General features: G+C 67.3%; 25 protein-coding genes, 1 tRNA gene and 1 pseudogene. 12 read left to right on the forward strand and 15 right to left on the reverse strand.

From position 1 onward, the window contains the following. Window positions 1–38: 38 nt before the first annotated feature. Both ACFWUU_RS22155 and ACFWUU_RS22160 read right to left on the reverse strand, forming a co-directional pair. Window positions 39–761 carry a DUF2993 domain-containing protein gene (locus ACFWUU_RS22155; protein ID WP_380177726.1) on the reverse strand — a complete coding sequence of 241 codons (723 nt, stop codon included), beginning with the start codon at window positions 759–761 and terminating at the stop codon, window positions 39–41. A 45-nt stretch (window positions 762–806) separates the two neighbouring features. Next, complete coding sequence (locus tag ACFWUU_RS22160) at window positions 807–1,727, reverse strand: NAD-dependent epimerase/dehydratase family protein (protein WP_380177728.1); 921 nt, start codon at window positions 1,725–1,727, stop codon at window positions 807–809. Window positions 1,728–1,758: 31 nt separating this feature from the next. Between ACFWUU_RS22160 and ACFWUU_RS22165 the strand changes: the two genes are divergently transcribed. Then, complete coding sequence (locus ACFWUU_RS22165; RefSeq protein WP_380177730.1) at window positions 1,759–2,466, forward strand: phosphatase PAP2 family protein; 708 nt, start codon at window positions 1,759–1,761, stop codon at window positions 2,464–2,466. After that, a complete protein-coding gene (locus ACFWUU_RS22170) occupies window positions 2,403–3,074 on the forward strand; it encodes a phosphatase PAP2 family protein (RefSeq protein WP_380177732.1) in 672 nt (223 codons plus the stop codon). Before ACFWUU_RS22165 ends, ACFWUU_RS22170 begins: the two co-directional genes overlap by 64 nt. A 4-nt stretch (window positions 3,075–3,078) precedes the next feature. Here the strand turns inward: ACFWUU_RS22170 and ACFWUU_RS22175 are convergent, their stop codons facing one another. After that, window positions 3,079–3,678, reverse strand: a complete 600-nt coding sequence (locus tag ACFWUU_RS22175; protein WP_380177735.1) for a dihydrofolate reductase family protein — start codon at window positions 3,676–3,678, stop codon at window positions 3,079–3,081. A 146-nt stretch (window positions 3,679–3,824) separates the two neighbouring features. Here ACFWUU_RS22175 and ACFWUU_RS22180 point away from each other — a divergent pair, with 146 nt between their 5' ends. The 6 genes and pseudogenes from ACFWUU_RS22180 to ACFWUU_RS22205 all read left to right on the forward strand — a co-directional run bounded on the left by ACFWUU_RS22180 (window position 3,825) and on the right by ACFWUU_RS22205 (window position 10,753). After that, on the forward strand, window positions 3,825–4,868 hold the full coding sequence (locus ACFWUU_RS22180; protein WP_380177738.1) for a sigma-70 family RNA polymerase sigma factor: 1,044 nt from the start codon (window positions 3,825–3,827) through the stop codon (window positions 4,866–4,868). Between the two features lie 288 nt (window positions 4,869–5,156). Beyond that, window positions 5,157–6,134, forward strand: a pseudogene (locus tag ACFWUU_RS22185) (sulfatase-like hydrolase/transferase); the annotation flags it as partial. A 262-nt stretch (window positions 6,135–6,396) separates the two neighbouring features. After that, window positions 6,397–7,374, forward strand: coding sequence for a hypothetical protein (locus ACFWUU_RS22190; RefSeq protein WP_380177740.1), 978 nt, complete (start codon window positions 6,397–6,399; stop codon window positions 7,372–7,374). A 70-nt stretch (window positions 7,375–7,444) separates the two neighbouring features. Beyond that, window positions 7,445–8,911, forward strand: coding sequence for a DUF2252 domain-containing protein (locus tag ACFWUU_RS22195; RefSeq protein WP_380177742.1), 1,467 nt, complete (start codon window positions 7,445–7,447; stop codon window positions 8,909–8,911). Between the two features lie 53 nt (window positions 8,912–8,964). After that, the gene (locus ACFWUU_RS22200) at window positions 8,965–9,780 is read left to right on the forward strand and encodes an MIP/aquaporin family protein (protein ID WP_380177744.1); all 816 of its coding nucleotides are present in this window, start codon (window positions 8,965–8,967) and stop codon (window positions 9,778–9,780) included. Window positions 9,781–9,823: 43 nt separating this feature from the next. Further along, on the forward strand, window positions 9,824–10,753 hold the full coding sequence (locus tag ACFWUU_RS22205) for an HAD family hydrolase (protein WP_380177746.1): 930 nt from the start codon (window positions 9,824–9,826) through the stop codon (window positions 10,751–10,753). Window positions 10,754–10,796: 43 nt separating this feature from the next. Here the strand turns inward: ACFWUU_RS22205 and ACFWUU_RS22210 are convergent, their stop codons facing one another. The 8 genes from ACFWUU_RS22210 to ACFWUU_RS22245 all read right to left on the reverse strand — a co-directional run bounded on the left by ACFWUU_RS22210 (window position 10,797) and on the right by ACFWUU_RS22245 (window position 17,013). After that, the gene (locus ACFWUU_RS22210) at window positions 10,797–12,170 is read right to left on the reverse strand and encodes a chloride channel protein (RefSeq protein WP_380177748.1); all 1,374 of its coding nucleotides are present in this window, start codon (window positions 12,168–12,170) and stop codon (window positions 10,797–10,799) included. Between the two features lie 140 nt (window positions 12,171–12,310). Beyond that, window positions 12,311–12,383 (reverse strand) — tRNA-Arg (locus tag ACFWUU_RS22215). A 22-nt stretch (window positions 12,384–12,405) separates the two neighbouring features. Then, the gene (locus ACFWUU_RS22220; protein ID WP_380177750.1) at window positions 12,406–13,695 is read right to left on the reverse strand and encodes a hypothetical protein; all 1,290 of its coding nucleotides are present in this window, start codon (window positions 13,693–13,695) and stop codon (window positions 12,406–12,408) included. 92 nt (window positions 13,696–13,787) lie between these two features. Further along, window positions 13,788–14,393 carry an META domain-containing protein gene (locus ACFWUU_RS22225; protein WP_380177753.1) on the reverse strand — a complete coding sequence of 202 codons (606 nt, stop codon included), beginning with the start codon at window positions 14,391–14,393 and terminating at the stop codon, window positions 13,788–13,790. Beyond that, window positions 14,390–14,884, reverse strand: coding sequence for a SigE family RNA polymerase sigma factor (locus ACFWUU_RS22230; RefSeq protein ID WP_137258973.1), 495 nt, complete (start codon window positions 14,882–14,884; stop codon window positions 14,390–14,392). Before ACFWUU_RS22230 ends, ACFWUU_RS22225 begins: the two co-directional genes overlap by 4 nt. A 93-nt stretch (window positions 14,885–14,977) precedes the next feature. Next, window positions 14,978–15,358 carry an alpha/beta fold hydrolase gene (locus tag ACFWUU_RS22235; protein WP_380177756.1) on the reverse strand — a complete coding sequence of 127 codons (381 nt, stop codon included), beginning with the start codon at window positions 15,356–15,358 and terminating at the stop codon, window positions 14,978–14,980. 167 nt (window positions 15,359–15,525) lie between these two features. Continuing rightward, window positions 15,526–16,278 (reverse strand): alpha/beta fold hydrolase, encoded by a 753-nt coding sequence (locus ACFWUU_RS22240; protein WP_380177758.1) that lies wholly within the window; start codon window positions 16,276–16,278, stop codon window positions 15,526–15,528. A 129-nt stretch (window positions 16,279–16,407) separates the two neighbouring features. Next, window positions 16,408–17,013 carry a hypothetical protein gene (locus ACFWUU_RS22245; RefSeq protein ID WP_380177760.1) on the reverse strand — a complete coding sequence of 202 codons (606 nt, stop codon included), beginning with the start codon at window positions 17,011–17,013 and terminating at the stop codon, window positions 16,408–16,410. A gap of 215 nt (window positions 17,014–17,228) precedes the next feature. Here ACFWUU_RS22245 and ACFWUU_RS22250 point away from each other — a divergent pair, with 215 nt between their 5' ends. From ACFWUU_RS22250 to ACFWUU_RS22260, 3 genes are read left to right on the forward strand one after another with little or no spacing between them, the layout of a single operon-like run. Next, window positions 17,229–17,369 (forward strand): hypothetical protein, encoded by a 141-nt coding sequence (locus ACFWUU_RS22250; RefSeq protein WP_380177761.1) that lies wholly within the window; start codon window positions 17,229–17,231, stop codon window positions 17,367–17,369. Then, window positions 17,366–17,992 (forward strand): alpha/beta fold hydrolase, encoded by a 627-nt coding sequence (locus ACFWUU_RS22255; RefSeq protein WP_380177763.1) that lies wholly within the window; start codon window positions 17,366–17,368, stop codon window positions 17,990–17,992. Before ACFWUU_RS22250 ends, ACFWUU_RS22255 begins: the two co-directional genes overlap by 4 nt. Window positions 17,993–18,002: 10 nt before the next feature. Further along, on the forward strand, window positions 18,003–18,509 hold the full coding sequence (locus tag ACFWUU_RS22260) for an N-acetyltransferase (RefSeq protein ID WP_137258976.1): 507 nt from the start codon (window positions 18,003–18,005) through the stop codon (window positions 18,507–18,509). A gap of 33 nt (window positions 18,510–18,542) precedes the next feature. Here the strand turns inward: ACFWUU_RS22260 and mscL are convergent, their stop codons facing one another. The 4 genes from mscL to ACFWUU_RS22280 all read right to left on the reverse strand — a co-directional run bounded on the left by mscL (window position 18,543) and on the right by ACFWUU_RS22280 (window position 20,596). Beyond that, complete coding sequence (gene mscL / locus ACFWUU_RS22265) at window positions 18,543–18,953, reverse strand: large conductance mechanosensitive channel protein MscL (RefSeq protein ID WP_380177765.1); 411 nt, start codon at window positions 18,951–18,953, stop codon at window positions 18,543–18,545. A gap of 104 nt (window positions 18,954–19,057) precedes the next feature. Beyond that, a complete protein-coding gene (locus ACFWUU_RS22270) occupies window positions 19,058–19,669 on the reverse strand; it encodes a Flp pilus assembly protein CpaB (RefSeq protein WP_380177767.1) in 612 nt (203 codons plus the stop codon). Window positions 19,670–19,724: 55 nt separating this feature from the next. Next, window positions 19,725–20,057, reverse strand: coding sequence for an FmdB family zinc ribbon protein (locus tag ACFWUU_RS22275; RefSeq protein WP_137258977.1), 333 nt, complete (start codon window positions 20,055–20,057; stop codon window positions 19,725–19,727). 77 nt (window positions 20,058–20,134) lie between these two features. Further along, a complete protein-coding gene (locus ACFWUU_RS22280; protein ID WP_380177769.1) occupies window positions 20,135–20,596 on the reverse strand; it encodes a DUF1203 domain-containing protein in 462 nt (153 codons plus the stop codon). Window positions 20,597–20,674: 78 nt separating this feature from the next. Between ACFWUU_RS22280 and ACFWUU_RS22285 the strand changes: the two genes are divergently transcribed. Continuing rightward, window positions 20,675–23,215 carry a penicillin acylase family protein gene (locus ACFWUU_RS22285; RefSeq protein ID WP_380177771.1) on the forward strand — a complete coding sequence of 847 codons (2,541 nt, stop codon included), beginning with the start codon at window positions 20,675–20,677 and terminating at the stop codon, window positions 23,213–23,215.

Below are 23,215 nucleotides of genomic sequence, written 5' to 3' on the forward strand. Positions count from 1 at the left end.
TTCGACGATATATCGCGAACCATCGCAACCCAAGGGAGTCAGGCGCTGAACTTGAGCTCCTTCGCCGCCGCGGTCAGGACGACCGAATTGTCGACGATGCTGATGCCGGTGAGCTGGGCGCCGAACGGCAGTTCGGGGATCGTGATGCCGCGGGCGAGCTGGTTCTGCAGGGCGGTCCGGACGAACGACGGGATCGAGTCCGACAGCTGTCCGAGAGCCAAGGTGATCCGGCCGTTCTGGACCTTCGGCGTGATCGGCACGTCGGCGTTGAAGCCGCGCAGCGACAGCTTCGCGTGCAGCTGCCCGCCGACCACCTCCAGCGACAGACCGTCCAGCCCGGTGCTGGCCACCGCGAGCCGGCTCAGCTCGCGTGGCGACAGCTGCAGCCTCAGATCGCTCGAGTCGATCGTGACCGCCGCGCCGGCCTGCCCGGTCAGCAGTCCGCGCGGCACCTGTACGTCGTGCAGCTGGACCTTCAGGTCCTCGCCCGGGATCCCGGAGAACGTCGGCCGCTCCATCGTCAGCGTGACCTTGGAGAAGTTTTCCTTGACCAGCTGGGGCAGGAACCCGAAGCCCCCGATCTTGACCGACGTGTCGGCCGAGCGTACGTCGTACTGCGCGGCCTTCTTGTCCGCCATCGAGGCGAGCTGGTTCTCGGCGACGTACGCGGCCGCCCGGTCGACGACGACCGCCAGAACCGCCAGCACCAACACGGTGACCACCAACCGCCGCAACCAGCGGCGCGGTCTCGGTGAACTCATCCTTGCCCTTCCACAATTCGGCGAACCCGGGACGCTAGCATCGCATCAGGGCCGGCCGATCATCTCCCGGAGTGCATCGTCGGTCGCCGTCGGTTTGATGCCGAAGGCAACTGTCGCGGCAGTCGAGTCGAGCACGAACGGCCGCTGCCACTGGTACTGCATCTCCACCATCTCGCGCGCGGCCGGGTCGACCAACCCGGCCAGCTTCAATATCCAGGGCGGCATCGCGGCCACCTTGGCCTTCGGTGCGCCGGCCAGTTCGGCGGCGCGGTCGGCGAGCCGGCGGACCGAAACCGGAGCGGGCGTGGGCACGTGCCAGGCTCGGCCCCACGCGCCCTCGTCGCCGGCGACGGCGATCAGGGTCCGCGCGACGTCACCGACGTACGTCCAGCTGTGCGGCGCGTCCAGGTCGCCCGGCATCATCCCGCGCTTACCGGCGATCACCTTCGGCAACACGGTCACGCTGAACGGCGACACCGCCCCGGCCCCGAGGTAGTCCGCCCCGCGAACCTCCGCAGTCCGAATCCGCCCGGCCTCATGCGCTTCGAGCGCATCGGCCCAGAGCCTCGCGCGCACCTGTCCCTTGACCGTGTTGGGCAGCAACGGCAGCTCCTCGGTCATAGGCCGGTCCACAGCACCGTACCCATAGAGGTTGCCCGTCGTCACAAGAGTCGCACCAGACGCCTCAGCCGCCGCAATCAACGCTTTGCCGAGCGGCGGCCACTGCGCAGCCCACTTGCTGTACGCCGGTCCCGCACACGAGTAGATCGCCGTCGCCCCCTCGACGTACTCCGTCAGCCCCTGTCCAGCATCCACCGCAACCCGCTCGACCCCATCCGGCCCACCCCCAGACCGCGTGATCACCCGAACCCGCTCCCCCCGCGCCACCAGCAACCGAGCAACCACGCCCCCCACAGCCCCAGCCCCGACTACTACGTGCACGTCAGATCCCTCTCGCCTATCCATGATCTAGCTCTCGGTGGGTACAGGATGGCTTATGACGACGCGGCGGGCAGGTGCGGCGGCTGTCGTTCGGACGCGGGGTTGGCGGTTGTTCCGTGGTGTCCTGGCGATGCTGGTGTTTGCGCTGCCTGTGGTGTTTCTCGGGCTGGCGGTGCGGCAGCAGTTCGAGCCGTTGATCAGGGCCGACAACGCGCTCAGCCGGGCGGCCACCGGGTTCAGCCTTCGGCACGGGCTGGTGCCGGCGCTGACTGTGCTCCAGGCGGTCAGTCAGCCGTTCGTCGTGTACATCGTCGCGACCGGGGTGGCTGTCTGGGTGTGGACGTCGAAGAAGCTCAAGGGCCGGGCGTTGTGGGCGTTCGTCACGATGATGGTCGGTTGGGGAATCGGCGGCATCTCCAAACCGATCGCACAGCGTGCACGGCCCGTGGTCGACGGTCAGGTGCCGCATGCCCACGGCTACTCGTTCCCCTCCGGCCATACGCTGAACATCACGTTGGCGGCCGCCGTCATGGTCTTCCTGCTCTGGCCGCTGCTGTCCACGGCCTGGCGGCGCGTCGCCGTCGTACTCGCGATCGTGGTGCCGGTGATCGTCGGTCTGGACCGGCTTTTCATCGGCGCGCACTTCCCGTCCGACATTCTCGCCGGGCACATTCTCGGTCTAGGCATTATGTTCGCCTCATGGATCGGGTTCATCGGCAAGACGGCGTCGACCTCCTCACCAGGACCGTCGCACCCGGCGTAGCACTCGGTGGACTCATCATCGGGATCGGGCTCGCGCTCAAGGGACCACTCGACGGGCTCTCCCACAGCGAAGAGGCGGTGAACAAGGATCTTGCCGCCAACCGGACCGGCACCTGGGACACGATCACCGCGATCTGGTCCCAGATCGGCAACACCGCCGGTGTGATCGCGGTCTGCATCGTCGTCTCGTCGCTGCTGCTCTGGCGAACCCACGACCTACGCCTCGCCCTCGTCGCACCGATCGCGATCGCCATGCAAGGCCTGATCTTCCTGATCGCAGCCAGGGTCGTCGATCGCGACCGCCCCCAGGTCGACAAGCTCGACGCATCCCCACCAACCGCGAGCTACCCCAGCGGCCACACCGGCGCCTCCACCGGCCTGTACGTCGCCTTCGCCCTACTCGCCCTAGGCATCGAACGCGCCTGGCTGCGTTGGACAACCGTCATCCTCTGCCTGGCCATGCCGCTGCTCGTGGCATTCGCCCGCCTCTACCGCGGCATGCACCACGTCACCGACGTGGGCGCAGGCTTCCTCAACGGCTCCATCTGCGCCCTACTCGCCTACGCCTGGTACCGCCACTGCAAGTCCCGCCGCACATCTCGCCGCTGAAGGGCTAGCTCTGCACGAACTCGTAGGTGTAGAAGACCAGGCTGTCACCGAGCTTCCGGGTGTTGACCAGGTGCAGCGGCTTCTTGTCGCTGGTCTCGTCGAAGAGACGCCGGCCGGTTCCCAACATGACCGGGAAAACTACCAGCCGTAGTTCGTCGGCCAGGTTCTCTTCGATCAGCGTGCGCTGCAGCTGATAGCTGCCGTAGACCAGGATCTCGCCGTCCACCTTCCGCTTCAGCTCCGAAATCTCCTTCACCGCATCGCCGCTCAGAACCGTGGCATTGGTCCACAGAGGCTCGTCGAGAGCCGACGAGACGACGTACTTGGGGAGACTGTTGATTCTGTCCGCCCACTCCGGGCTTACCCGGACAGCCGCGCCGACGCCCGACACCATCCGGGACGCGAACCACTTACTGCTCCGCGCGCCGAGCAGCAGCGCCTCCACATCCAGCGCTTCCTGCGTCTCGCGGGCCTGCCAGTCCTCGAGGTCCTTGCTCCCCACGAACTGGTGGAACCACCCACCCCGCTCGAAGCCCTCCGAACCATCCGGGTCCTGCACCACACCATCGAGGGTGACATTCGAGCTGATGACGATCTTTCCCATCTCCGTGCTCCTTTGACGATGTTGTCGGCTATCACTGCTGTAGACGACGCCGTCATCAGAAAGGAGGCGCTGCGCGACCGCCCCGTTCGCGCCTTGGTTGGCGTCCATACAGGATGGGACTGCACACAAGGAAAGGTGTGGCGGGAGTGGAGCTGGCGAGAACGGACCTGATGTCGAGGGCGCAGGCCGGCGACGGAGACGCCTTCCGAGCACTGACCGAACCGCACCGCCGCGAGCTTCAGGTGCACTGCTACCGGATGCTCGGATCGTTCCAGGATGCCGAAGACGCTCTCCAGGACACGATGCTCGCCGCTTGGCGAGGCCTCGAACGATTCGACGGACGCGCCTCACTCCGCACCTGGCTCTACCGCATCGCCACCAACCGCTGCCTCGACACACTGCGCTCTGCTCGCCGACGTCCTGCCAAACAATGGGACATCCCGGGAACCGAACCACCAGAACCCACTGGACTCGGCGAGATCCACTGGCTCGAGCCCTATCCCGACGCCCTGCTGGACGGTGGGATCATTGTGCCGCTCGGTCCGGAGGCGCGCTACGAGCAGACCGAGTCCATTTCCCTGGCGTTTGTGACCGCCCTGCAGATCTTGCCGCCTCGCCAGCTCGCCGTCCTCATCCTGCGCGACGTCCTCGGATTCCACGCGGACGAGGTAGCCGACATGCTGGATACCACCGTCGAATCGGTCAAAAGTGCCCTCAAACGCGCGCGTGCAGGAATGCAGCGCCGACTGCCGGTCATGACTGCTCGAGAGCAACCGCCTGCTGGCGACTCTCCTGCCGAGGACGCGATCGTGACGAAGTTCGTGAGCGCTTACGGATCTGCCGACATCGACGCACTGGTGGCTCTGTTGACCGACGACGTCTTCATGTCGATGCCACCGATGCCGCTGGAATACCGCGGCCGGGACAGTGTTGCCCGCTTCTTCGAGTTCATCTTCGGCTCGGTGGAAAGATTCGAACTGGTACCGACGCGAGCCAATGGTCAACCGGCATTCGGGGTCTATCGACCTACCCCCACCGGCACCCACGGAGTCGGCCTCTTCACCATCACCCTCACCGGCGACCGAATCAGCGCCATGACGCGCTTCGAAGACACCGTCCTGTCGATCTTCGGCCTGCCGCAATCCCTTGTAGCGGTGCCCCCAGCAGGATTTCAGTCCGGCCGTTCTTGACTTCACTCCGCTTTGTGGTCGCCTGGTCTGCAATCCGCTGTTCATCCGCGGCGGACGACGCGAGGCGGGGGCGGATCGACAAGTGTCGTGGCATAGCCGGGTGGCGTGATGCTGCGCCCCGGGGAGGCTGGTTCGAGGGAGTCGATCATGGGTGAGCCGTTCAGGGGAGTTATCAACACCGACATCCGTGACTCGGTGCCTGATTGGTCGCCGTTCGAGCCGCCGAAGGCGTCTGATGGCGCGGCGAGCGTGGTGTACATCGTGCTCGACGATGTGGGGTTCTCGGCCATGAGTTGCTACGGCGGTCCCGTCGAGACGCCGAACATCGAACGGATCGCCGGCGCCGGGGTGCGGTACACCCAGTGGCACACGACGGCGCTGTGCTCGCCGACGCGCTCCTGCCTGCTGACCGGCCGCAACCACACCCGCAACGGCATGGCGTGCATCACCGAGTGCGCGAGCGGGTTCCCCAACGCCAACGGGGTGATCCCGCCCGGGAACGGCCAGATCCAGGAGATCCTCGGCGCCCAGGGGTGGAACACGTACATGGTCGGCAAGTGGCACCTGTGCCCGGAGTCCGAGATGAACCTGGCCTCCTCGCGGCGCAACTGGCCGAGTGGCAGGGGGTTCGAACGGTGGTACGGGTTCCTCGGGGCCGAGACGAACCAGTGGTATCCGGACCTGGTCTACGACAACCACCCCGTCGACCCGCCGCGCTCGCCCGCGGACGGATACCACCTCACGGAGGACCTCACCGACAGGGCGCTGGAGTTCATCACGGACGCCAAGGTGATGGCTCCAGACAAGCCGTTCTTCCTGTACTACGCCCCGGGCGCCTGTCACGCCCCGCACCACGCGCCGAAGGAGTGGATCGATCGCTTCAAGGGACGCTTCGACATGGGCTACGAAGTCCTGCGGGAGCAGACGCTGGCTCGTCAGAAGGAGATGGGCATCGTCCCGCCCGAGACGAACCTGCCGCCGCTGAATCCGATCGGGACGCCCGAGAGCCGCACCGGCCCGAACGACCAGCCCTACCCGGCCCTCGACTACACCAGGCCGTGGGACTCGCTGTCCGATGAGGAGCAGCGGCTGTTCAGCCGCATGGCAGAGGTGTACGCCGGCTTCCTGGCGCACACCGACGCGCAGATCGGCAGGCTACTGGACTACCTCGAGGAGACCGGCCAGACCGAGAACACGATGATCATCGTGGTCTCCGACAACGGTGCCAGCGGCGAGGGCGGCCCCAACGGGTCGGTCAACGAGAACAAGTTGTGCAACGGGATCCCGGACGACCTCCAGGAGAATCTCGCCAAGCTCGACGAGCTCGGCAGCCCGGCGACGTACAACCACTACCCGAACGGCTGGGCGATGGCGTTCAACACACCGTTCAAGATGTGGAAACGCTACGAGTTCGAGGGCGGCACGTCGGACCCGTGCATCATTTTCCTGGCCGCACGGCATCGAGGCCAGGGGCGAGCTCCGCGAGCAGTACCACCACGCCATCGACATCGTTCCGACGATCCTCGACGTGCTCGGTGTCGAACCGCCCGAGACCATCGGCGGCCACCAGCAGACCCACTTCGACGGCATCAGTATGCGCTACAGCTTCGACAGTGCGCCGCTGCCCAGCGCACGTCAGACGCAGTTCTACTCGATGCTCGGCTCACGCAGCATCTGGCACCAGGGCTGGAAGGCCGTCACGACCCACCCGACCATCAGTGGCTGGAGCAACTTCGGCAAGGACACCTGGGAGCTCTACCACACCGACGTCGATCGCGCCGAGCTCCACGACCTCGCCGCCGAAGAACCCGACCGCCTACGCGACCTGATCAACCTCTGGTACGCCGAGGCCGGAGCCAACGGCGCCTTCCCGCTCGACGATCGCGGCGCGCTGGAGCTCATCACGACGCCGCGACCGGTGCTCTCGCCGGCGCGCAACCGCTACGTCTACTACCCGGGCGTCGCCGACGTACCGGAGTCGCAGGCGGTCAGCATCCGCAACCGTTCCTATTCGATCGCAGCGGTCGCCGACATCTCCACGCCCGGAGCGCAGGGTGTGCTGTTCGCGCACGGCTCGCGTTTCGGCGGCCATACTCTCTACGTCAAGGACAACCGGTTGCACTACGTCTACAGCTTCGTGGGCAGCTTGGAACAGAAGATCGTTGCCGACGAGGAGCTGCCGACGGGCGAGGATCTGATCCTGTCCGCCGCCTTCGAGAAGGACGGCGAGGACCCGCCCGGCGTCTCGGTCGGAACGCTGTCGCTCTTCCATGGCGACGTCAAGGTCGGCGGGGGCCGGATCAAGACCCAGCCGGGCAAGTTCTCGCTGGCCGGCGACGGCCTGTGCGTCGGACGCGACAGCAGCGACCCGGTCACCCAGGACTACCCCGGCCACGCACCGTGGTTCTTCACCGGCGGGACGATCAAACGCGTAGCCGTCGATGTCAGCGGCGACCCGTACGTCGACCTGGAGCGCGAAGCCGTCGCGATGATGTCGCGCGAGTAGCGCGACAGTCTGGCGGCTGGGCCGTGAGCCCGGATCCACGGTCTGCGGATCAACCGGCGGAGGGGGAGCTATGACTGTGAGTACTGCGGGTGGCAGGTCGGCGAGCCCTGCCGTACCGGAGTTCCGTCGAGACGCGAAGCGGGCCGGGACATCCGGGCAGTTGAGCCATGCGGACCGGGTCGCCCTGGGGAAGGACGCCCGGAGGGTGACTCCGCGGGAGGCGCATGCGGAGTTCCAGCCCGGGCCGCGGGATCCGGTGGGGCTGTTGCTGGAGCAGTCGAAGTCGCGGGTGCCGGACCTGGTGCCGATCCGGCACGGGCGGATGCTGGTGTCGGCGTTCACCTTCTACCGGGGGGCTGCACTGCCGATGGCGGCCGACCTGGCCACGACGCCCACGTCGGGGCTGCACGCGCAGTTGTGCGGAGATGCGCATCTGTCCAATTTCGGCGCGTACGCCTCGCCGGAGCGGGAGCTGGTCTTCGACGTCAACGACTTCGACGAGACGCTGCCCGGCCCGTTCGAATGGGACGTCAAGCGGCTGGCGGCGAGCCTGGCGGTGGCGGGTCGGGACAACGGATTCGGAGGCAAGCACCGCCGCAGGATCGTCCTCGCGGCGGTGAAGGCGTACCGAAAGGCGATGCGGAGGTTCGCCAAGCAGACCTACCTGGAGGTCTGGTACACCCACCTGGACATCGAAGAGGCGATCGGACAGTTCCGGTCGCAGATGAAGGCCAAAGGGTTCAAGGCCACGGAGAAGATGCTGGCCAAGGCTCACACCCGCGACAGCACGCAGGCGCTGCGCAAGCTGACCACGGTGGTCGAGGGCCGTCGGCGGATCATCAGTGACCCCCCGATGGTCGTTCCTGTCGAGGAGGTCTTCCCCGACGTACAGGCCAGTGCGGCGTACGAGGAGATCCGCACTGTGCTGGGCAGGTACCGGCGCACCCTGCAGTCGGACCGGCGGCACATGCTCGAGCAGTTCACGCTGGTCCAGGCGGCTCGCAAGGTCGTCGGCGTGGGCAGCGTCGGCACCCGTGCCTGGATCGTGCTGATGGACGGCGGGGACGGAGTCGAACCGGTGTTCCTGCAGGCCAAGGAGGCGCAGCGATCGGTTCTGGCGGACTACTGCGGGCGCAGCCGGTACCGGAACCAGGGCGAGCGTGTGGTCGCCGGACAGCACCTGATGCAGGCCGAAAGCGATATCTTCCTGGGCTGGACCCACATGCCTGGTCCGGACGGAGTAGACCGCGACTATTACGTCCGCCAACTCAAGGACTGGAAGTTCTCCTTTCCGATCGAGCAGACGGCTCCCTCGGGCATGGATGTCTATGCCCGCATCTGCGGACAGACCCTGGCCCGCGCTCATGCTCGCTCCGGCGATCGCGTCGCCCTGGCCGCCTACCTCGGCGGATCGGATGCCTTCGACCAGGCCATCGCCGACTTCGCCGAAACGTACGCCGACCAGAACGAGAGCGACTACGCCGCGCTCAAGAGCGCCGTCGAAGACGGTCGAGCCCGGGCGACCACCGACATCTGAAACCGAACCCGGGCGACCCGGCCCGGACGGCCGAGAAGGAAGGGACGCGCGCCATGGCAGAACCCGCCATCGATCCGGATGCTGAGCACAGGGCCTCACTTGGGCGCCGGTACTTCATCCGGTTCGAGGAAGACACCCTGCGGCAACGGCCGTTGTGGATCCGGCTGATCATCGAGTTCCTGGGCACCTTCGTCCTGGTGACGGTGGCGGCCGGATCGGGTGTGATCAACCAGTACGTGGGCAACGAACCGATCAGCAGGACCGCGGCGGTGATCGCGCCGGGGGCTGTGGTGATGGCAATGATCTACGCCTGGGGTCCGCTGTCGGGACTCCACATCAACCCCGCTGTGACCGTCGCGTTCGCCGCCCGTGGAGTGTTTCCCGCCAAATGGGTGGTGCCGTACTGCGTGGTCCAGTTCGCCGGGGCCATCTGTGCCGCGCTGTTCCTGCAATTGATGTTCGTCAACGCCGGCGCGGGCGGGAACTACCCGATCGACAAGCCCGGCGGGGAGTGGAAGTCGCTGGTGATGGAGGTCGTCCTGACCGCGATCCTGGCCAGCGTCATCCTCAACACTGCGACCGGGGGCCGCAGCATCGGGCACAACGCGGCGATTGCGGTCGGCTCGACGGTCGCCCTGCTCGGCCTGTTCGCCAGCCCGATCAGCGGCGCGTCCATGAACCCGGCCCGCACTCTCGGGCCCGACATCATCGGTAACGACTACACGGGCTGGTGGGTCTATGTCGCCGGCCCGGTGATCGGGGCCGTCATCGCGGTGGCGATCATCGGAGCGGTGCGTGGGCTGCCCGACAAGGACGAGCGTGAGGCCGCGGAGGGCGGTGCGCTGCCGATGACCGCCACCAGTGAATAGACAGCCACACAGACAGATGGTGCGCGAGCGGAAGGGGCGCGACATGAACGCCGAGTTGCTGTCGAGCTGGCGGGATGGTCCCGCCAAGCAGGCAATCGTCAACTTCGTCGAACGAGCCCGCGGAGAGGACGGATCCGCAGCTGCAGCGGTCGAGGAACGGGTGGCAGTGTTCGACAACGACGGCACCTTGTGGTGCGAGAAGCCGATGCCGATCCAACTCGACTTCGTCCTCCGCCGTCTCGTCGAGATGGCGCAGGCGCAACCCGAGCTGCGTGAACGCCAGCCATGGAAGGCCGCCTCGGAGCGGGACTACGGCTGGTTGAGTGCCCTCATAGCAGAGCACTACGCGGGGAACGACACCAATGTGAAGACGTTGGCGGCCGGCATCCTGGCGGCCTACGCGGGGATGAGCGTCGACGAATTCGAGAAACGCTCTGATGACTTCCTGCGAAGCGCGCAGCATCCGACCCTCGGTCGCGGCTATCTGCAGTGCACCTACGCACCGATGGTTGAGCTGCTCGGCTACCTGGAGGCGAACGGATTCGCGAACTACATCGTCTCGGGCGGCGGTCGCGACTTCATGCGGCCCATCAGCCAGGACGTGTACGGCATCCCACGTGAGCGGGTCATCGGAAGCAGTACCACCTTCACCTACACCAGCGACGGGCCTGGCGGCACCATCACCCACAGACCTGAGGCCGACTACCTTGACGACGGGCCGGAAAAGCCGGTGCGTATCTGGAACCGCACAGGCCGCCGCCCAATGCTCGCCGCGGGCAATTCCAACGGTGACATCCCGATGCTCCAGTTCACGCATCACGCCTCCAAGCCGACGCTGCGCCTACTCGTCGTCCACGACGACGCCGAGCGTGAGTTCGACTACACCACCGGCGCCGAGCAGGCGCTCAAAGAAGCCGAAGCCGCCGGCTGGACGACCGTCAGCATGAGAAACGACTGGACCACCGTGTTCTGAGCGGTCGCAACCACCACAGATGGCTCCTGGTCCGGGGCGCGGATCACGTCGCGGCTGTGGCGGCCGGCGCGGGGAGTCGGCTGGTGGTGACGAAGGCCACCGTCACCGCGACCACCACTTCGGGAGTGACGGAGAGACCGTCGGCCCCGAGCAGCAGCGTGGCGAGCAAGACCGACGTCAGCGGCAGCCGGAGCATGACTGCGCACATGGCACCGATACCCATGCCGATCGCCGGCGCGAGACTCAGGCCGGGCAAGCCACTGACCGCGATGCCGACTGCCGCACCGATGAACATCGAGGGAAAGACCGGCCCGCCGCGGAACGCGCTGAGCGAGAGCCCGTACATCAGGCTCTTGCCCACGATGAGCACGACGAGCACCGCGAGCGAATAGCCGGACGCGTTCTTGACCAGGTCGGGCATCGCATCCTGGCCGGAGAACAGGATGTCGGTGAACTGGTGATCGGTGATGAGCTGATAGCTCATGGCGGTCAGGCCGATGAGGAGGCCGAGTACCAGGGTGACGAGAACGCGGTTCAGGTGCACGATCGGGCGCAGCGACAGCGCCATCCAACGGATCAGCCAGCCCAGGAGCGCAGCGACGACCCCGACAGCCAGGGCCCAGCCGAGCGATGCCACGGTCGGGGCCACCTCCGGGGGGACCGAGGTGAGTGCGAGCGAGAAGTTGCCCAGCCCGGTCCAGGCGTCGAGGCCGACGAATGCCAAGGCGCCGATGCCGGAGGCGAGCAGCCCCGGCAGCGCGACCAGGCTCAGCGTGGCACCACCGATGCCCGCGGCTTCCATGATCAAGAACGCACCGAGGACCGGGGAGCCGAGCAGCGTGCTGATTGCTGCGAAGCTTCCGGCCGCCGCCATCATGGTCAGCGCCATCGGAGGCGCGTCCTTCTTGGCCAGGTGCACAGTCAGGGCGGCCAGACCTCCACCGATGGCGATCAGGGGTGCTTCCGGTCCGAGTACAGCGCCCAGGCTGAGGGTGGCGAGCGCTGCGAGGAGGATGCCAGGGAGCTCGCGGCCGGTGGGTGGGCCACCACCGGCGTGGAACCCGAAAGCGGGTGAGTGCCCTGCGTTGCCTGGCAGGTATCGGATGGTCAGTGCGGTGAGGAGCCCGCAGAGGACCAGCCAGGGAACAGGCCACCAGGCAGGTACTGCGCCTTCGATGAGCTGACCCGGTAGGTCCACGAAGATGTAGGTCTGGAGGTGAGAAACCGCCGCCAGGAAGCCGTAGGCGATAACCGAGATCGGAAGACCCAGAATCGCTGCAAGCACCAGCGCCGACAAGTAGGCTCTCGACCGGATGACCGCGACCGGGTCGATCGCCGGCGTACCACCGGAAGGACCGGAGGCGGGAGGGCCAGAAGGTGGCGACGCTGAGGCTGGGTGGCCATTCGACTGGGTCATCAGACTCTCGTCGCCCTCCCCGCGGCATGGGGTCCTGACCCGCACCACTATGGCCGCCACCGCCAACGGGGTTCCTCATCCACGCGGGGTGAAAATCCTCGACCCCCGCGGTCATGCCGATGTCCTGAGACATCACACTGTGCCCCCGGCAGGATTCGAACCTGCGACGCACGGTTTAGGAAACCGACGCTCTATCCCCTGAGCTACGGGGGCGCACGCGGGGACAGCTTAGCGGTCAGCCGGTCAGGGCCGTGACGCCTAGGTGGCCGGTGATGGATTTGTAGCGTTCGGCGTAGAGGGTGGTGCAGCGGGAGGCGGCGCAGCCGGCGCCGGCGAAGGCCAGGCCGCGGATGGTGGCGGAGGCGGTACCGCGGCGGGTGTAGACGGGGCCGCCGGAGTCGCCGCCGATGATGGCGACCAGTCCGCCGCGGGTGGCGCGGATGACGTACGTCGTGCAGCCGTCGGCGTCGCAGTACTTCGCTGAATTCGAGCGGACCGTGAGGCCGCACAGGGATGTGCTGAAGCTGCCGGACTGGCAGACCACCGTGCCGACGCCGGGGTCGCCGCCGCCGGTGACGGTGCGGGTGTTGGCGGTGTCGCCGGGGCCGTCGGTCCAGATCTTCGCGCCGTACGCGCTGCCGGTGACCAGCGACTGGTCGTAGTCCGGGTAGTTCGTCCGGAGCGTCGTGGTGCCGTAGTAGTTGGTGCCCGACTTCCACACCGTGCCAGCCGCACCGCAATGGCCGGCAGTCACCGATCCGCGCTGCCCGTTGGAGCGCCGTACGACGGAGAAGCCGGCGGTGCAGTTCTTCGACGCGGACGTGATCCGCGCACCGCCCCAGTGGCCGCCCTTCGGGGTGTCGCTCAGGCGAGTCGTCCGCGCGAGCGAGCCGGCGACGACCTGTACGCCGGACAGCTTGCGGAGGCCGGCCTGGGACGTTGGCGACGTGGTGGCCTGGTCGTATTCGACGACGACGTTCTCGGTGACCGGGTCGAGGTCCGCGGCGAACGTCGTACGGCCGGCGTCGGATGACCAGTCGCGGGCGCCGACGGCGTTCCAAGCGTCGGCGATCGACTGGGCCGAGCGGCAGCTGCGCTCCACGCCGACCATCTGCTTGCCGGCCGCCGGCAGGCTGCGGGCCATCGCGGACTGGTACTTCTTCTCGTCAAGCTTCGCGGAGTCGACGACAACCTTGTAGCCGGTCGCGGCCGAGCCGACCACGCCGATGACGCCCTGGCTCAGCCCGTACGGCAGGCCGGACGTGGGACGGCCGGTCGCGTCGAGCGGCTCGAGCGAGCTCACGGCGGCGGAGATGCCGTCGCCGAGCGACTCGCCGAGCGGCCGCGCGTCGGACGCGGAGGTCGGTTGCGACAGCCGCTTCGCCTCGGTCGAGCTTGCACTCGGCTGTGCGTGAGAACACACCGCGGCACCCACGACCGCACCCGACGAGGGCACGGTGAGGACAACTGCGAAGAGTGAGGCTGAACCGAGGGTGAGCAGCGGGACGGTGACAGAGAGTCGCACAAAGCTCCCAAGATCGGTGGACCGGCCACTAGATGGTGTGGTCAGAGACTCCGTTCCGTCAAGCGCCGATCACCGTCCGCGAGCAATTGCGACTACCGTGCGCGAGCGTAACTCGCAAGTTGACGCCCGTCGGCGCCGAAGAACTTCAGCGTGTCGCCGGCCATCGCGACCCGCTTGGCAGACGTCAGTACGCCGGTGTGCGGGACGTTGTCGCAGCCGATCAGGTGCTGCAGGCCCGGCGTCGCGGTGAACTCACCGCGCTGGCCGATGCTGTAGGTCCCCTGGAGTCCGTTGCAGCCGTCCGAACCCGACCACGTCCCGTCCGGGTGGAACACCAGCACCGGATCCTGCGGCCGGGCCGCCTTCAGCACCTTGAATCCGGCGATCTGCAGTGGTCGCCACGTGCCGGACACCGTCTGGGCCGTCAGCGGCTTCGGCGTGGGTGTCGCCGAGACCGGCGCCTGCCCACCGGCGACCGGCGGCTGGGAGGGTTTGCTGTTCGAGCCGGCCAGCCCGAAGCCCACGACGGCGATCGCCGCGACCGCGACGGCGGCCGCACCGGAGACGATCCACGTACGCCGCTGGGCCCGCTGCGCGCCCGTCGTGGCGCGCTCGGTCAGGCCGGTGGACTCTGGCACCGAGGCGGCGGCGCGTTCGAACGTACCCCGCAGGTCATCCTCGAGATCGGTGTTGCTCACGACAACCTCTCATCAATGCGATTGGTCTTCTTCGATTCCCGCAGCGAGGCGAGCGCCCGGCTCGCGGTCGCACGCACGGAGGACGGTTTGATGCCGAGTACGTCGGCGATCGTCTGGTCGTCCAGGTCCTGGTAGTAGCGCAGGACCAGCACGACCCGTTCCCGGGCGGACAACGTGGCAAGTGCTCGCCAGAGGTCATCGGAGTTGGCGATGTCCGTGGCGTGATCGGGTACGGCGCCCTGCGGGTCGATCTCGGCCGTCGGCGCCTCGCTGTACGAACGCCGCCGGGTCATCGAGAGGAACTCGTTCACCAGGATGCGCCGGACGTAGTGGTGTGGGTCGTCGACGTTGCGCACCTTCCGCCAGGAGCGGAACGCCTGCATCAACGCGATCTGCGCAAGGTCCTCCGCTCGCTGGTAGTCGCCGGAGACCGTGAACCCGAGCCGCACCAGTTCCTGTCCACGGGCGGATACGTACTCCTCGAACTCCACGCGCCACTCCCTGGCTGGGCGTACAACTTCCTCACACCTATTAGACGCATCGATGCGCCCACGTGCTGCAACCGTTGGCGCACAGTTCCGTCTCTAGTCCAGCAGGAACGCCCGGACCGCTTCCTGCCCACGGGGATCCCGTTGCACGCTGTGCCCGCTGCCGGGGATGACAACCAGCTTGGCGTCCCGCGAGTGCTCCTGCTCCCATCTGGACCAGTCCAGTGGACAGAACAGGTCGTTGCTCCCGTGCAGGATCAGCGTGCGTGGCAACAGTTCCCGTGCGGCCGGGTACGTCGACACGCGGGCGGCCGGCCAGCGCAGGCAGCCCTGGATCATCAGCTGGCTTCGCGCGGTCGCCACGTCGTACGGGTACAGCCGCTTCGCGTCCAAGCGTCGTACGGCGTCGTTGAGAGCGGTCTCGCGATCGGGCTTGCCGAACCACGGGAAGCGGAGATCTGAGCAGAGGGTGGCCATGTGCAGTCCTGCCGAGAGCGTGCTGTATGCAAGGCCTCTGCTGCTGGTTTGCTGGAGGAGCTCCTTCAAGCCGGTGTCGTCGCCGGCGCGTGCGGCGTGCAAGGTGGCCGGAATCCCTTTGAGCGTTGGGTTTACCGAGTTGAGACTCGCGACCGACAGCGTCTCCATCAGGTCGTCCCGCTCACACCGTGCTGCACCAGCCAGGCCAGGTCCGCGACTGGATCCGTCGTACACGTTGGATCCTGACGGCACGCGGCCTTGAGTGTCGGACCGGTCGCCGCCATCAGATCGACGCCCATCGGATCGAACCCCTTGTGCGGTACGACGGAATCCAGCACGAGCGACTGCACATGATCCGGATACTTCAAGCCGTACTGCGCCGCCGTGAAGCTCCCGTACGACGTCCCGTCGAGGGTCAGCTTGTCTACCTTCAGGGACTGGCGCAGCTGCTCGATGTCATCGACGGTGTCGGGTGCGCCGTAGTACCCGAGGCCTGCGCCGATCCGCTGAGCGCACTCGTCGACGGCGGTCGGGGGCGGTGTGAGGAAGTCCGAGCCGCCCACAGTCTCTTGTAATGAAGGGCAATTGATGCCGTCCGGGCCCGTGCCGCGTTGGTCGAGCATGACGAGCCGGTACTCGCGCAGTACGTCGGGGTGCACGTTGCGCTTGAGGCTGGGGAGGAGCGGTACGCCGGGCTGGCCGGGGCCGCCGGTGAGGAGCAGGAGAACACCGCGTGGTGCATCGACGTTGTCGGCCGCGATGACGGCGAGGTCGAGGGAAGGGCCGTCCTGTCGTTGCCGATCGACCGGGACGTGGAGTGTCGTGCAGGTGAACCCCGGCGTGCAGTCGGCAGCACCTGTCGGCGCCGAGCAGGCGCTGGTGGCGAGGACCAGCGCGCCCAGCAGCCGGATCGTTCGCATGCATCAGCCTGCGGCAACGCGCCGGCCGCCGCAACCTGCCTCGCGGGTCGACCTGTGGAGGGACCCGCAAGGCAGGCGCGGGTTGACCCCGCTTCGGACGGCTTCGGGGTGCACGTCCGGCGCGGGGGGTCAGCGGAGGCCGAGTGCCTTGGTCAGCTCGCCGGTTACCTGGCGCGGCGCCGGCAGGGTGCCCGGCTTGCCCGGACCCTCCAGGGAGGTCGCCACCAGGCGGTGGCAGCCGAAGGCTTCGGCCGTGATCGACAGCACGCCGCGGTCGTTGTCGGTGAACCGCATGACGTAGGTCGGGCCGAGTTCCTTGGTGCAGATGCTCGGCTTCTTGGCGACTGGTTTCGCCGCGTTGACCAGCGCGAGCAGGTCGGTCGCCTGCTTGCCGGTGCGCTTTGTGGTGACGGTCGCGTAGTCCTGCCCGGACGCCGCCGCGTCGTACTGGCAGATCGTCACGCTGACGGGGTGGAACGCGGAGGTCGCGGCACCCTGGCCCCAGACCGCCTTGTCGGCGGCGGCGCGGACGGCCGCGATGGTCTCGGGGCAGTCGGTGCTCGGTGTGCCGCTGGGGTTGGGTGACGGCGTGGGGGTGCCGGGGGTGGTCGGCGTGTCCGTGGGCTGGGCGGCGGGCGGAGAGGTGGAGTTCTCGTTACCGCAGGCGGCGGCAACTCCGAGAACAGCCACGACGAGCGTCGCACCGATCAGGCCCCGTGTCCGTAATGCACTCACGACTCGGTCCTTCCGGGTTGGCAAGGTCACCCATGATGCTGGAAAGGGGTCACGTCGTGCGTGCCAGAACATCACGGCGGCGCGTCGTTCCGGTCACGCCGCCGGATCGTTCGGCAACCGAGGCAGAGCTGTAACGTCCGCGCGCTGGTCGCGAGTATCGCTCGCCGGGGAGAAATCACTCCCGGAGCGCCCCGGCGACTCGGTAATCTGGGGACATGACGAGCCCGTATGAAGACGACGAGCCGCTGTTGCCGGAACAGACCCGTGACGACGACCCGCGTACCTGGGGTGAGAACGACTTCGGCAGCGACGACGACGAGCGCATCCTGAACGAGGTTCCCCCGCACCACGGATGACCCTGCTCCTCGTCCACGGCGGCCTCTGGGAAGCCATGGACGCAGCCAGGTTCTGGGGTACGCCGGGAATCACCGCCGGACTCACGTCGTACGGCGTGGAGGTGCTCGCGCCGGACCGTCCGCAGTGTGCAAGTGCGTGGGACGTCGAGGTCGAGGCCCTCGGTGAACTCCTGGCGAAACGTGCCGGTCCGGTAAGAATCGTTGGCGCCTCCAATGGGTGTACGGTCGCGGTCCTGCTGGCATTGAGGTTTCCGGAGCTGGTCGATCGCCTCCTGCTGGCCTGGCCCGCGACCGGCGACGACGCCGCCGCGAACGAACGTGCCCGGACGGGGTTGGTGACCCGCGGCTGCCCGCCCGACGCCGTTGAAAGCCTGCTGGCCGGCGGCATCCTGCGCGGTGTGACGGACCAGGAACTTGCCGCTCTGACACGTATTCGGGTGGCGGTGCTGCCGTCGGTACCGGAGAATCCGTCGCATCAGCGGAAGACGGTCGACGCGCTGTTGCGGTCGATCCGGGGGAGTCGTGAGCTGGCAGGGTGTCCCGAACCGCCGACGCCCGCCTTCCGGAACAGCACGCAGTACCTGGATCAGCTGGTGCGAACGATCGTGGAGTTCGTCAACTGAGGGGGAGCGCGTGGAACTTCGGGGGTTTTCCGACGGGTACGGCGTCGAGGTCGCGAGCTGGGCCGTCGATGCGAAGGAAGTGGCGTTGCTGTCCGGGCGGGTGGAGTACCCCTTCCCGGATGATCTGCGGACGAGCTGGCGGACGGTCGAGGAGGACATCCACTCCTATCTGCTGTTCGACGGCGAGCAGCCGGTGGGCTACGGCGAGATCTGGCTGGACGACGAGGAGGACGAGGTCGAGCTCGCCCGGATCATCGTGGATCCGAAGCTCCGGGGTCGCGGGGTCGGCGGAGAACTCGTCAAGGCGTTGCTCGGACCGGCACTGGACGCCGGCTATTCGGAGGTCTTCCTGCGGGTCCGCCCGGAGAACGCGGCGGCGATCCGCGCCTACCACGGCAGCGGTTTCGTCGACGTGCCCGCGGCCTTGATGGAGGAGTGGAACGACGGTCAGCCGGTCCCGTACCGCTGGATGCGGTACGCCGGTGAGCAGGTGGACGCCGGCGAGCTCAGGGGCTGAGGTTTACGCGCCCACCTGCAGCGACGGCAGGCCTTATGGCTGGCGGGTGCGGAGCAGGTCGCGGATCTCGGTCAGCAGCTCCTGGTCGGCGGTGAGCGGAGTGGTCTCCGGCTCGGGCTCCTCGCCGCGCCTGCGGCGCTCGGCGAACTTGTTCAGCGGCATCACGATGAAGAAGTAGATCGCCGCGGCGACGAACAGGAAGTTCAACGCCGCCTGCAGGATGAGCCCGATCGAGAACTTCGCGCCGTTGATCTCGAAGTTCCAGACGCCGCTGATATCGGTCTTGCCGAAGATCGCGGCGATGAACGGGTTGATGAAGCCGTCCACGAGCGCATTGACGATCTTGCTGAACGCTGCGCCGATGACGACGGCGACCGCGAGGTCGACGACGTTCCCGCGCATGATGAATTCTTTGAAGCCCTTGAGCATGTGGGTTGCCTCCACGAAGCGGGTGGTTTGTACCCGAGAAACGTAGGGCCGAGGGCTGCCCAGAGCGAGGTACCGCGCCGCGCGGCAACGCATCGTGCCCTCAGCTGTCCGCTGAGTGATCAGCCCGTGTCGGGCGTCAGCGCGACAGTGATGCGCGAGTTCGTACTGGCCTGGGCCAGTCGGGTCGCGATCTCCGGCGTTGCCGCGACCACGATCAGCGCGCCGGCCGTGGCCGACCGAGGCGCCGGCAGAGCGATGACGGGAACGCTTCGGGCAAGGAGGCCTGCAGCGGCCGTACTCGTTGCGGCGTACAGATTGATGTGGTCGCCGACCCGTAGGAGAGCGCTGATGTCGGCGTCGTCGACACGGAACGGGTAGGCAAGCGAGCCGGACGGCACGGCTGGTGGCGCCAGGAATCTGGCGTCGGTGAGTGGCTCGCCGGCTCTGACCGGTCCGCTCAGCAGCCGCGAGGTCAGATCTGTGCCCGGTCTGAGGGCGCCAGCAGGCACCGCGCCCGGCGGTAGGTCGACGGTACGCAGGTCGTCGTGCGTGGGCACGGCGCCGCCGGTCAGGTCGCGGGCGGCGGCCAGCACCGCGACTGTCGGCGGTGGCCAGGGGGAGAGGGCTAGAAGGCCGAAGTAGACGGCGGCCGCGGCGGCAACGCCGGCCAGGAGCCGACGGTGCCAACGGGCGGCGCGGAGTAGATCACGAAGCGGGGAAGGGATTTTCATGCCGGAGAAGATACGAACTTCTCCGGCGTCCCTTCCGGTTATCCACAGAAAAGATTCAGGCGGCGCTGGTGCTCGAGGAGGACGAGCTTCCCGAGGAGGAGCTGCCCGACGAGGAGTCCTTCGAGGTCGACGACGACTTCGACGACTCGGACGAGCCGCCGGAGCCGGCCGAGGACGACTCGGACTTCGCCGGCACCGAGCTCTTGCCGGACGACCGGCTGTCGGTCCGGTAGAAGCCGGAGCCCTTGAACACGACCCCTACGGCGTTGAAGACCTTGCGGAGGTTGCCCTGGCAGTTCGGGCACACGGTCAAAGCATCGTCCGTGAAGCTCTGGCGCACCTCGAGCGCTTCACCACAGTCGGTGCACTGGTACTGGTACGTCGGCACGGTCGGTTCCCTTCAAGCCGCTGGCACTCCTACTACCCGACTGCTAATAATGCGCCAGCGGCCCGAAGTATTCCAACTCAGCCCTGTCGGCGCACCGTGAAGTTCCAGCATCCGGCCACCACATTGCGCACCTGAACGGTGTCCACGGCCGGATCCCCGAACAGTAGTTTGAGCTCCGTTTCGCTCGTCCCAGGCTCTGCGACGACACCGTCCAGCATCTGACCGGCGGCGTCGTACGGCCGCAGTACCGCCTGCCGGTCCTGGAAGTCGATCGGGAAGCCCTCGTCCGGACCCGGGCAGTCCGTCACGTGCACGAACACCGGCCCGACCTCGGCGTACGGGCCGCCGACAGTCATCGGCCGGTGTGCGACCAGCGCGATCCGCTCACCGGGGCCCGCGAGCGTCAGGCAGCAGCGCAGCGGCTCGCCGCCTTCCGACGTCCGCGAAACGACGGCGTTTCCGAAATCGTCGTAGCTGTTGCAGCGAATGCGGTCCAGCTCGGAACCGGGGACGCCCTCATACCTCAACTCTGCGTTCATGTCGAGGGAACGCAGAGCAACGCAAAGTTGTGAGGGACCCCATTTGGGGTGCGCGGGCGGATTCTCTACGGTTGGTCCGTGCCTCGCCTGCTTCGACTCGTCGTCATCAGCGGAATCGCCCTCGCCACGGTCCTCGTGGTGATCGCCGGGACCGTGATCTTCGTCGTCCGCCACTCGTTCCCGACGTACGACGGATCGATCGATCTGAATGGTCTCGACGGCGACGTCAACGTGGTCCGGGACGCGAACGGGATCCCGCAGATCTACGCCGACACCCCGGCCGACCTGTTCGCCGCGCAGGGCTATGTGGCCGCGCAGGACCGGTTCTTCGAGATGGACTTCCGCCGGCACGTCACCGCCGGCCGGCTCAGCGAGCTGTTCGGCAAGGACGCGCTCGAGACCGACAAGTTCGTCCGGACCCTCGGCTGGCGGCGCGTCGCGGAGCAGGAGCTGCCGCTGCTCAGCCCGAGCACCCGTGAGTACCTCGACGACTACGCCCGCGGCGTCAACTCGTACCTGTCGAAGCACAGCGGCTCCGGCCTCAGCCTGGAGTACGGCATCCTCTCCCTGCAGCCCGGCGGGCCGAAGAACTACACCCCCGAGCCCTGGACCGCGGCGGACTCGCTGTCCTGGCTCAAGGCGATGGCGTGGGACCTCGGCGGCAACCTGGACGAGGAGATCACCCGGACCAAGCTGCTGGCCGCGTTCCCGGCCCGCAACATCGAGAGCCTCTACCCGCAGTACCCGTACGACCGGAACCAGCCGATCATGTCCAGCGGCTCGATCGGTACGGACGGCAAGTTCACCACCGCGCCGGTGAGCCCCGAGCTCCGCCGCGGCATGCTGACCCAGGACCTGCTCAAGTCACTCGACTCCGTGCAGAGTGTCGCGAAGGGGCTGCCCGAGCTGCTCGGCCAGGGCGACGGCGTCGGTTCGAACTCCTGGGTCGTCTCCGGTGACCACACCACCACCGGCAAGCCGCTGCTGGCCAATGACCCGCACCTGGGCGCGACCATGCCGGGTATCTGGACGCAGGTCGGTCTGCACTGCAACAGCGTCGGTAAGGCCTGCCCGTTCGACGTCTCCGGCTTCAGCTTCTCCGGTCTGCCCGGTGTGGTGATCGGCCACAACAACGCGATCTCCTGGGGCTTCACCAACCTCGACCCCGACGTACAGGACCTGTACCTGGAGCGGATCGACGGCAACAACGTTCTCTACAACAACAAGTGGCGCGCGATGGCCACCCGCGAGGAGACGTTCAAGGTGGCCGGCGAGGACAAGCCGGTGAAGATCACCGTCCGCGAGACCAGGCACGGTCCGCTCATCTCCGACGTCGGTGAGGACGAGCGCAAGGTCGGCGAGCAGGCCGCGGCACAGGCGAAGTACCCGACGGCGTACGGCGTTGCACTGCAGTGGACCGCGCTGAATCCGGGCAAGACCGCCGACGCGCTGTTCGCGATCAACACAGCTCAGAACTGGACCGAGTTCCGCGCCGCCGCGCAGCAGTTCCAGGTCCCCTCGCAGAACCTGGTGTACGCCGACACCGACGGCCACATCGGCTACCAGTCGCCCGGACTGATCCCGATCCGCGCAACGGGTCGCGGGGACTGGCCCGTGCCCGGCTGGGACCCGAAGTACTACTGGAAGGGCTACATCCCCTTCGATGCGTTGCCGACCGAGTTCGATCCACCGGGCGGGATCATCGTCACCGCCAACCAGGCAGTGGTGCCGAACACGTACACCTACTACCTGACGAACACCTGGGACTACGGCTATCGAAGTCAGCAGATCCTCGATCGGATCAAGTCCGCCGGCAAGCTGGACGCGAACGCGATGGCGTCGATCCAGCTGGACACCAAGAACAAGGCCGCCGAGATGCTGGTGCCGTACCTGCTCCGGATCAGCATCGACGACGCGTTCGAGAAGCAGGGCCAGGACACCCTGCGGAACTGGGACTTCACCCAGCCGCCGGACTCCGCCGCGGCCGCGTACTTCAACGTGGTCTGGCGCAACCTGCTCGCGCTGACCTTCCACGACCAGCTCCCGGACGGCACCTGGCCGGACGGCGGTTCGCGCTGGTTCGAGGTGATCCACACGCTGCTCGGCCAGCCCAACAGCGGCTGGTGGGACAACATCGGCACTCCGCAGAAGGAGAGCCGCGACGACATCCTGCGCGAGGCCCTGGTCAACGCACGGACCGAGATCACGCAGAAGATGGCGCGGGAGCCGGTCAATTGGCAGTGGGGCAAGCTGCACAAGCTCACACTGACCAACCAGACGCTGGGCAAGTCCGGGATCGGACTGGTCGAGAAGATCTTCAACCGCGGCCCCTACCAGCTCGGCGGCGGTACGTCGATCGTCGACGCGACCGCCTGGGACGCCTCCGAGGGGTACGACGTGACCGCGACCCCGTCGATGCGCATGGTCGTCGACCTGTCGGACTTCGACCAGTCCCGCTGGGTGAACCTGACCGGTGTGTCCGGGCACGCGTTCTCGTCCAACTACACCGATCAGACGAAGTTGTGGGTCAAGGGCGAGACGCTGCAGTGGGCCTACACGAAGGGCGCCGTCGAGGCGACCCGTAAGCACTCACTGACCTTCACCAAGCCGGACCGCTAG

It is taken from the genome of Kribbella sp. NPDC058693, from assembly GCF_042715335.1.
GTDB lineage: Bacteria > Actinomycetota > Actinomycetes > Propionibacteriales > Kribbellaceae > Kribbella > Kribbella jiaozuonensis.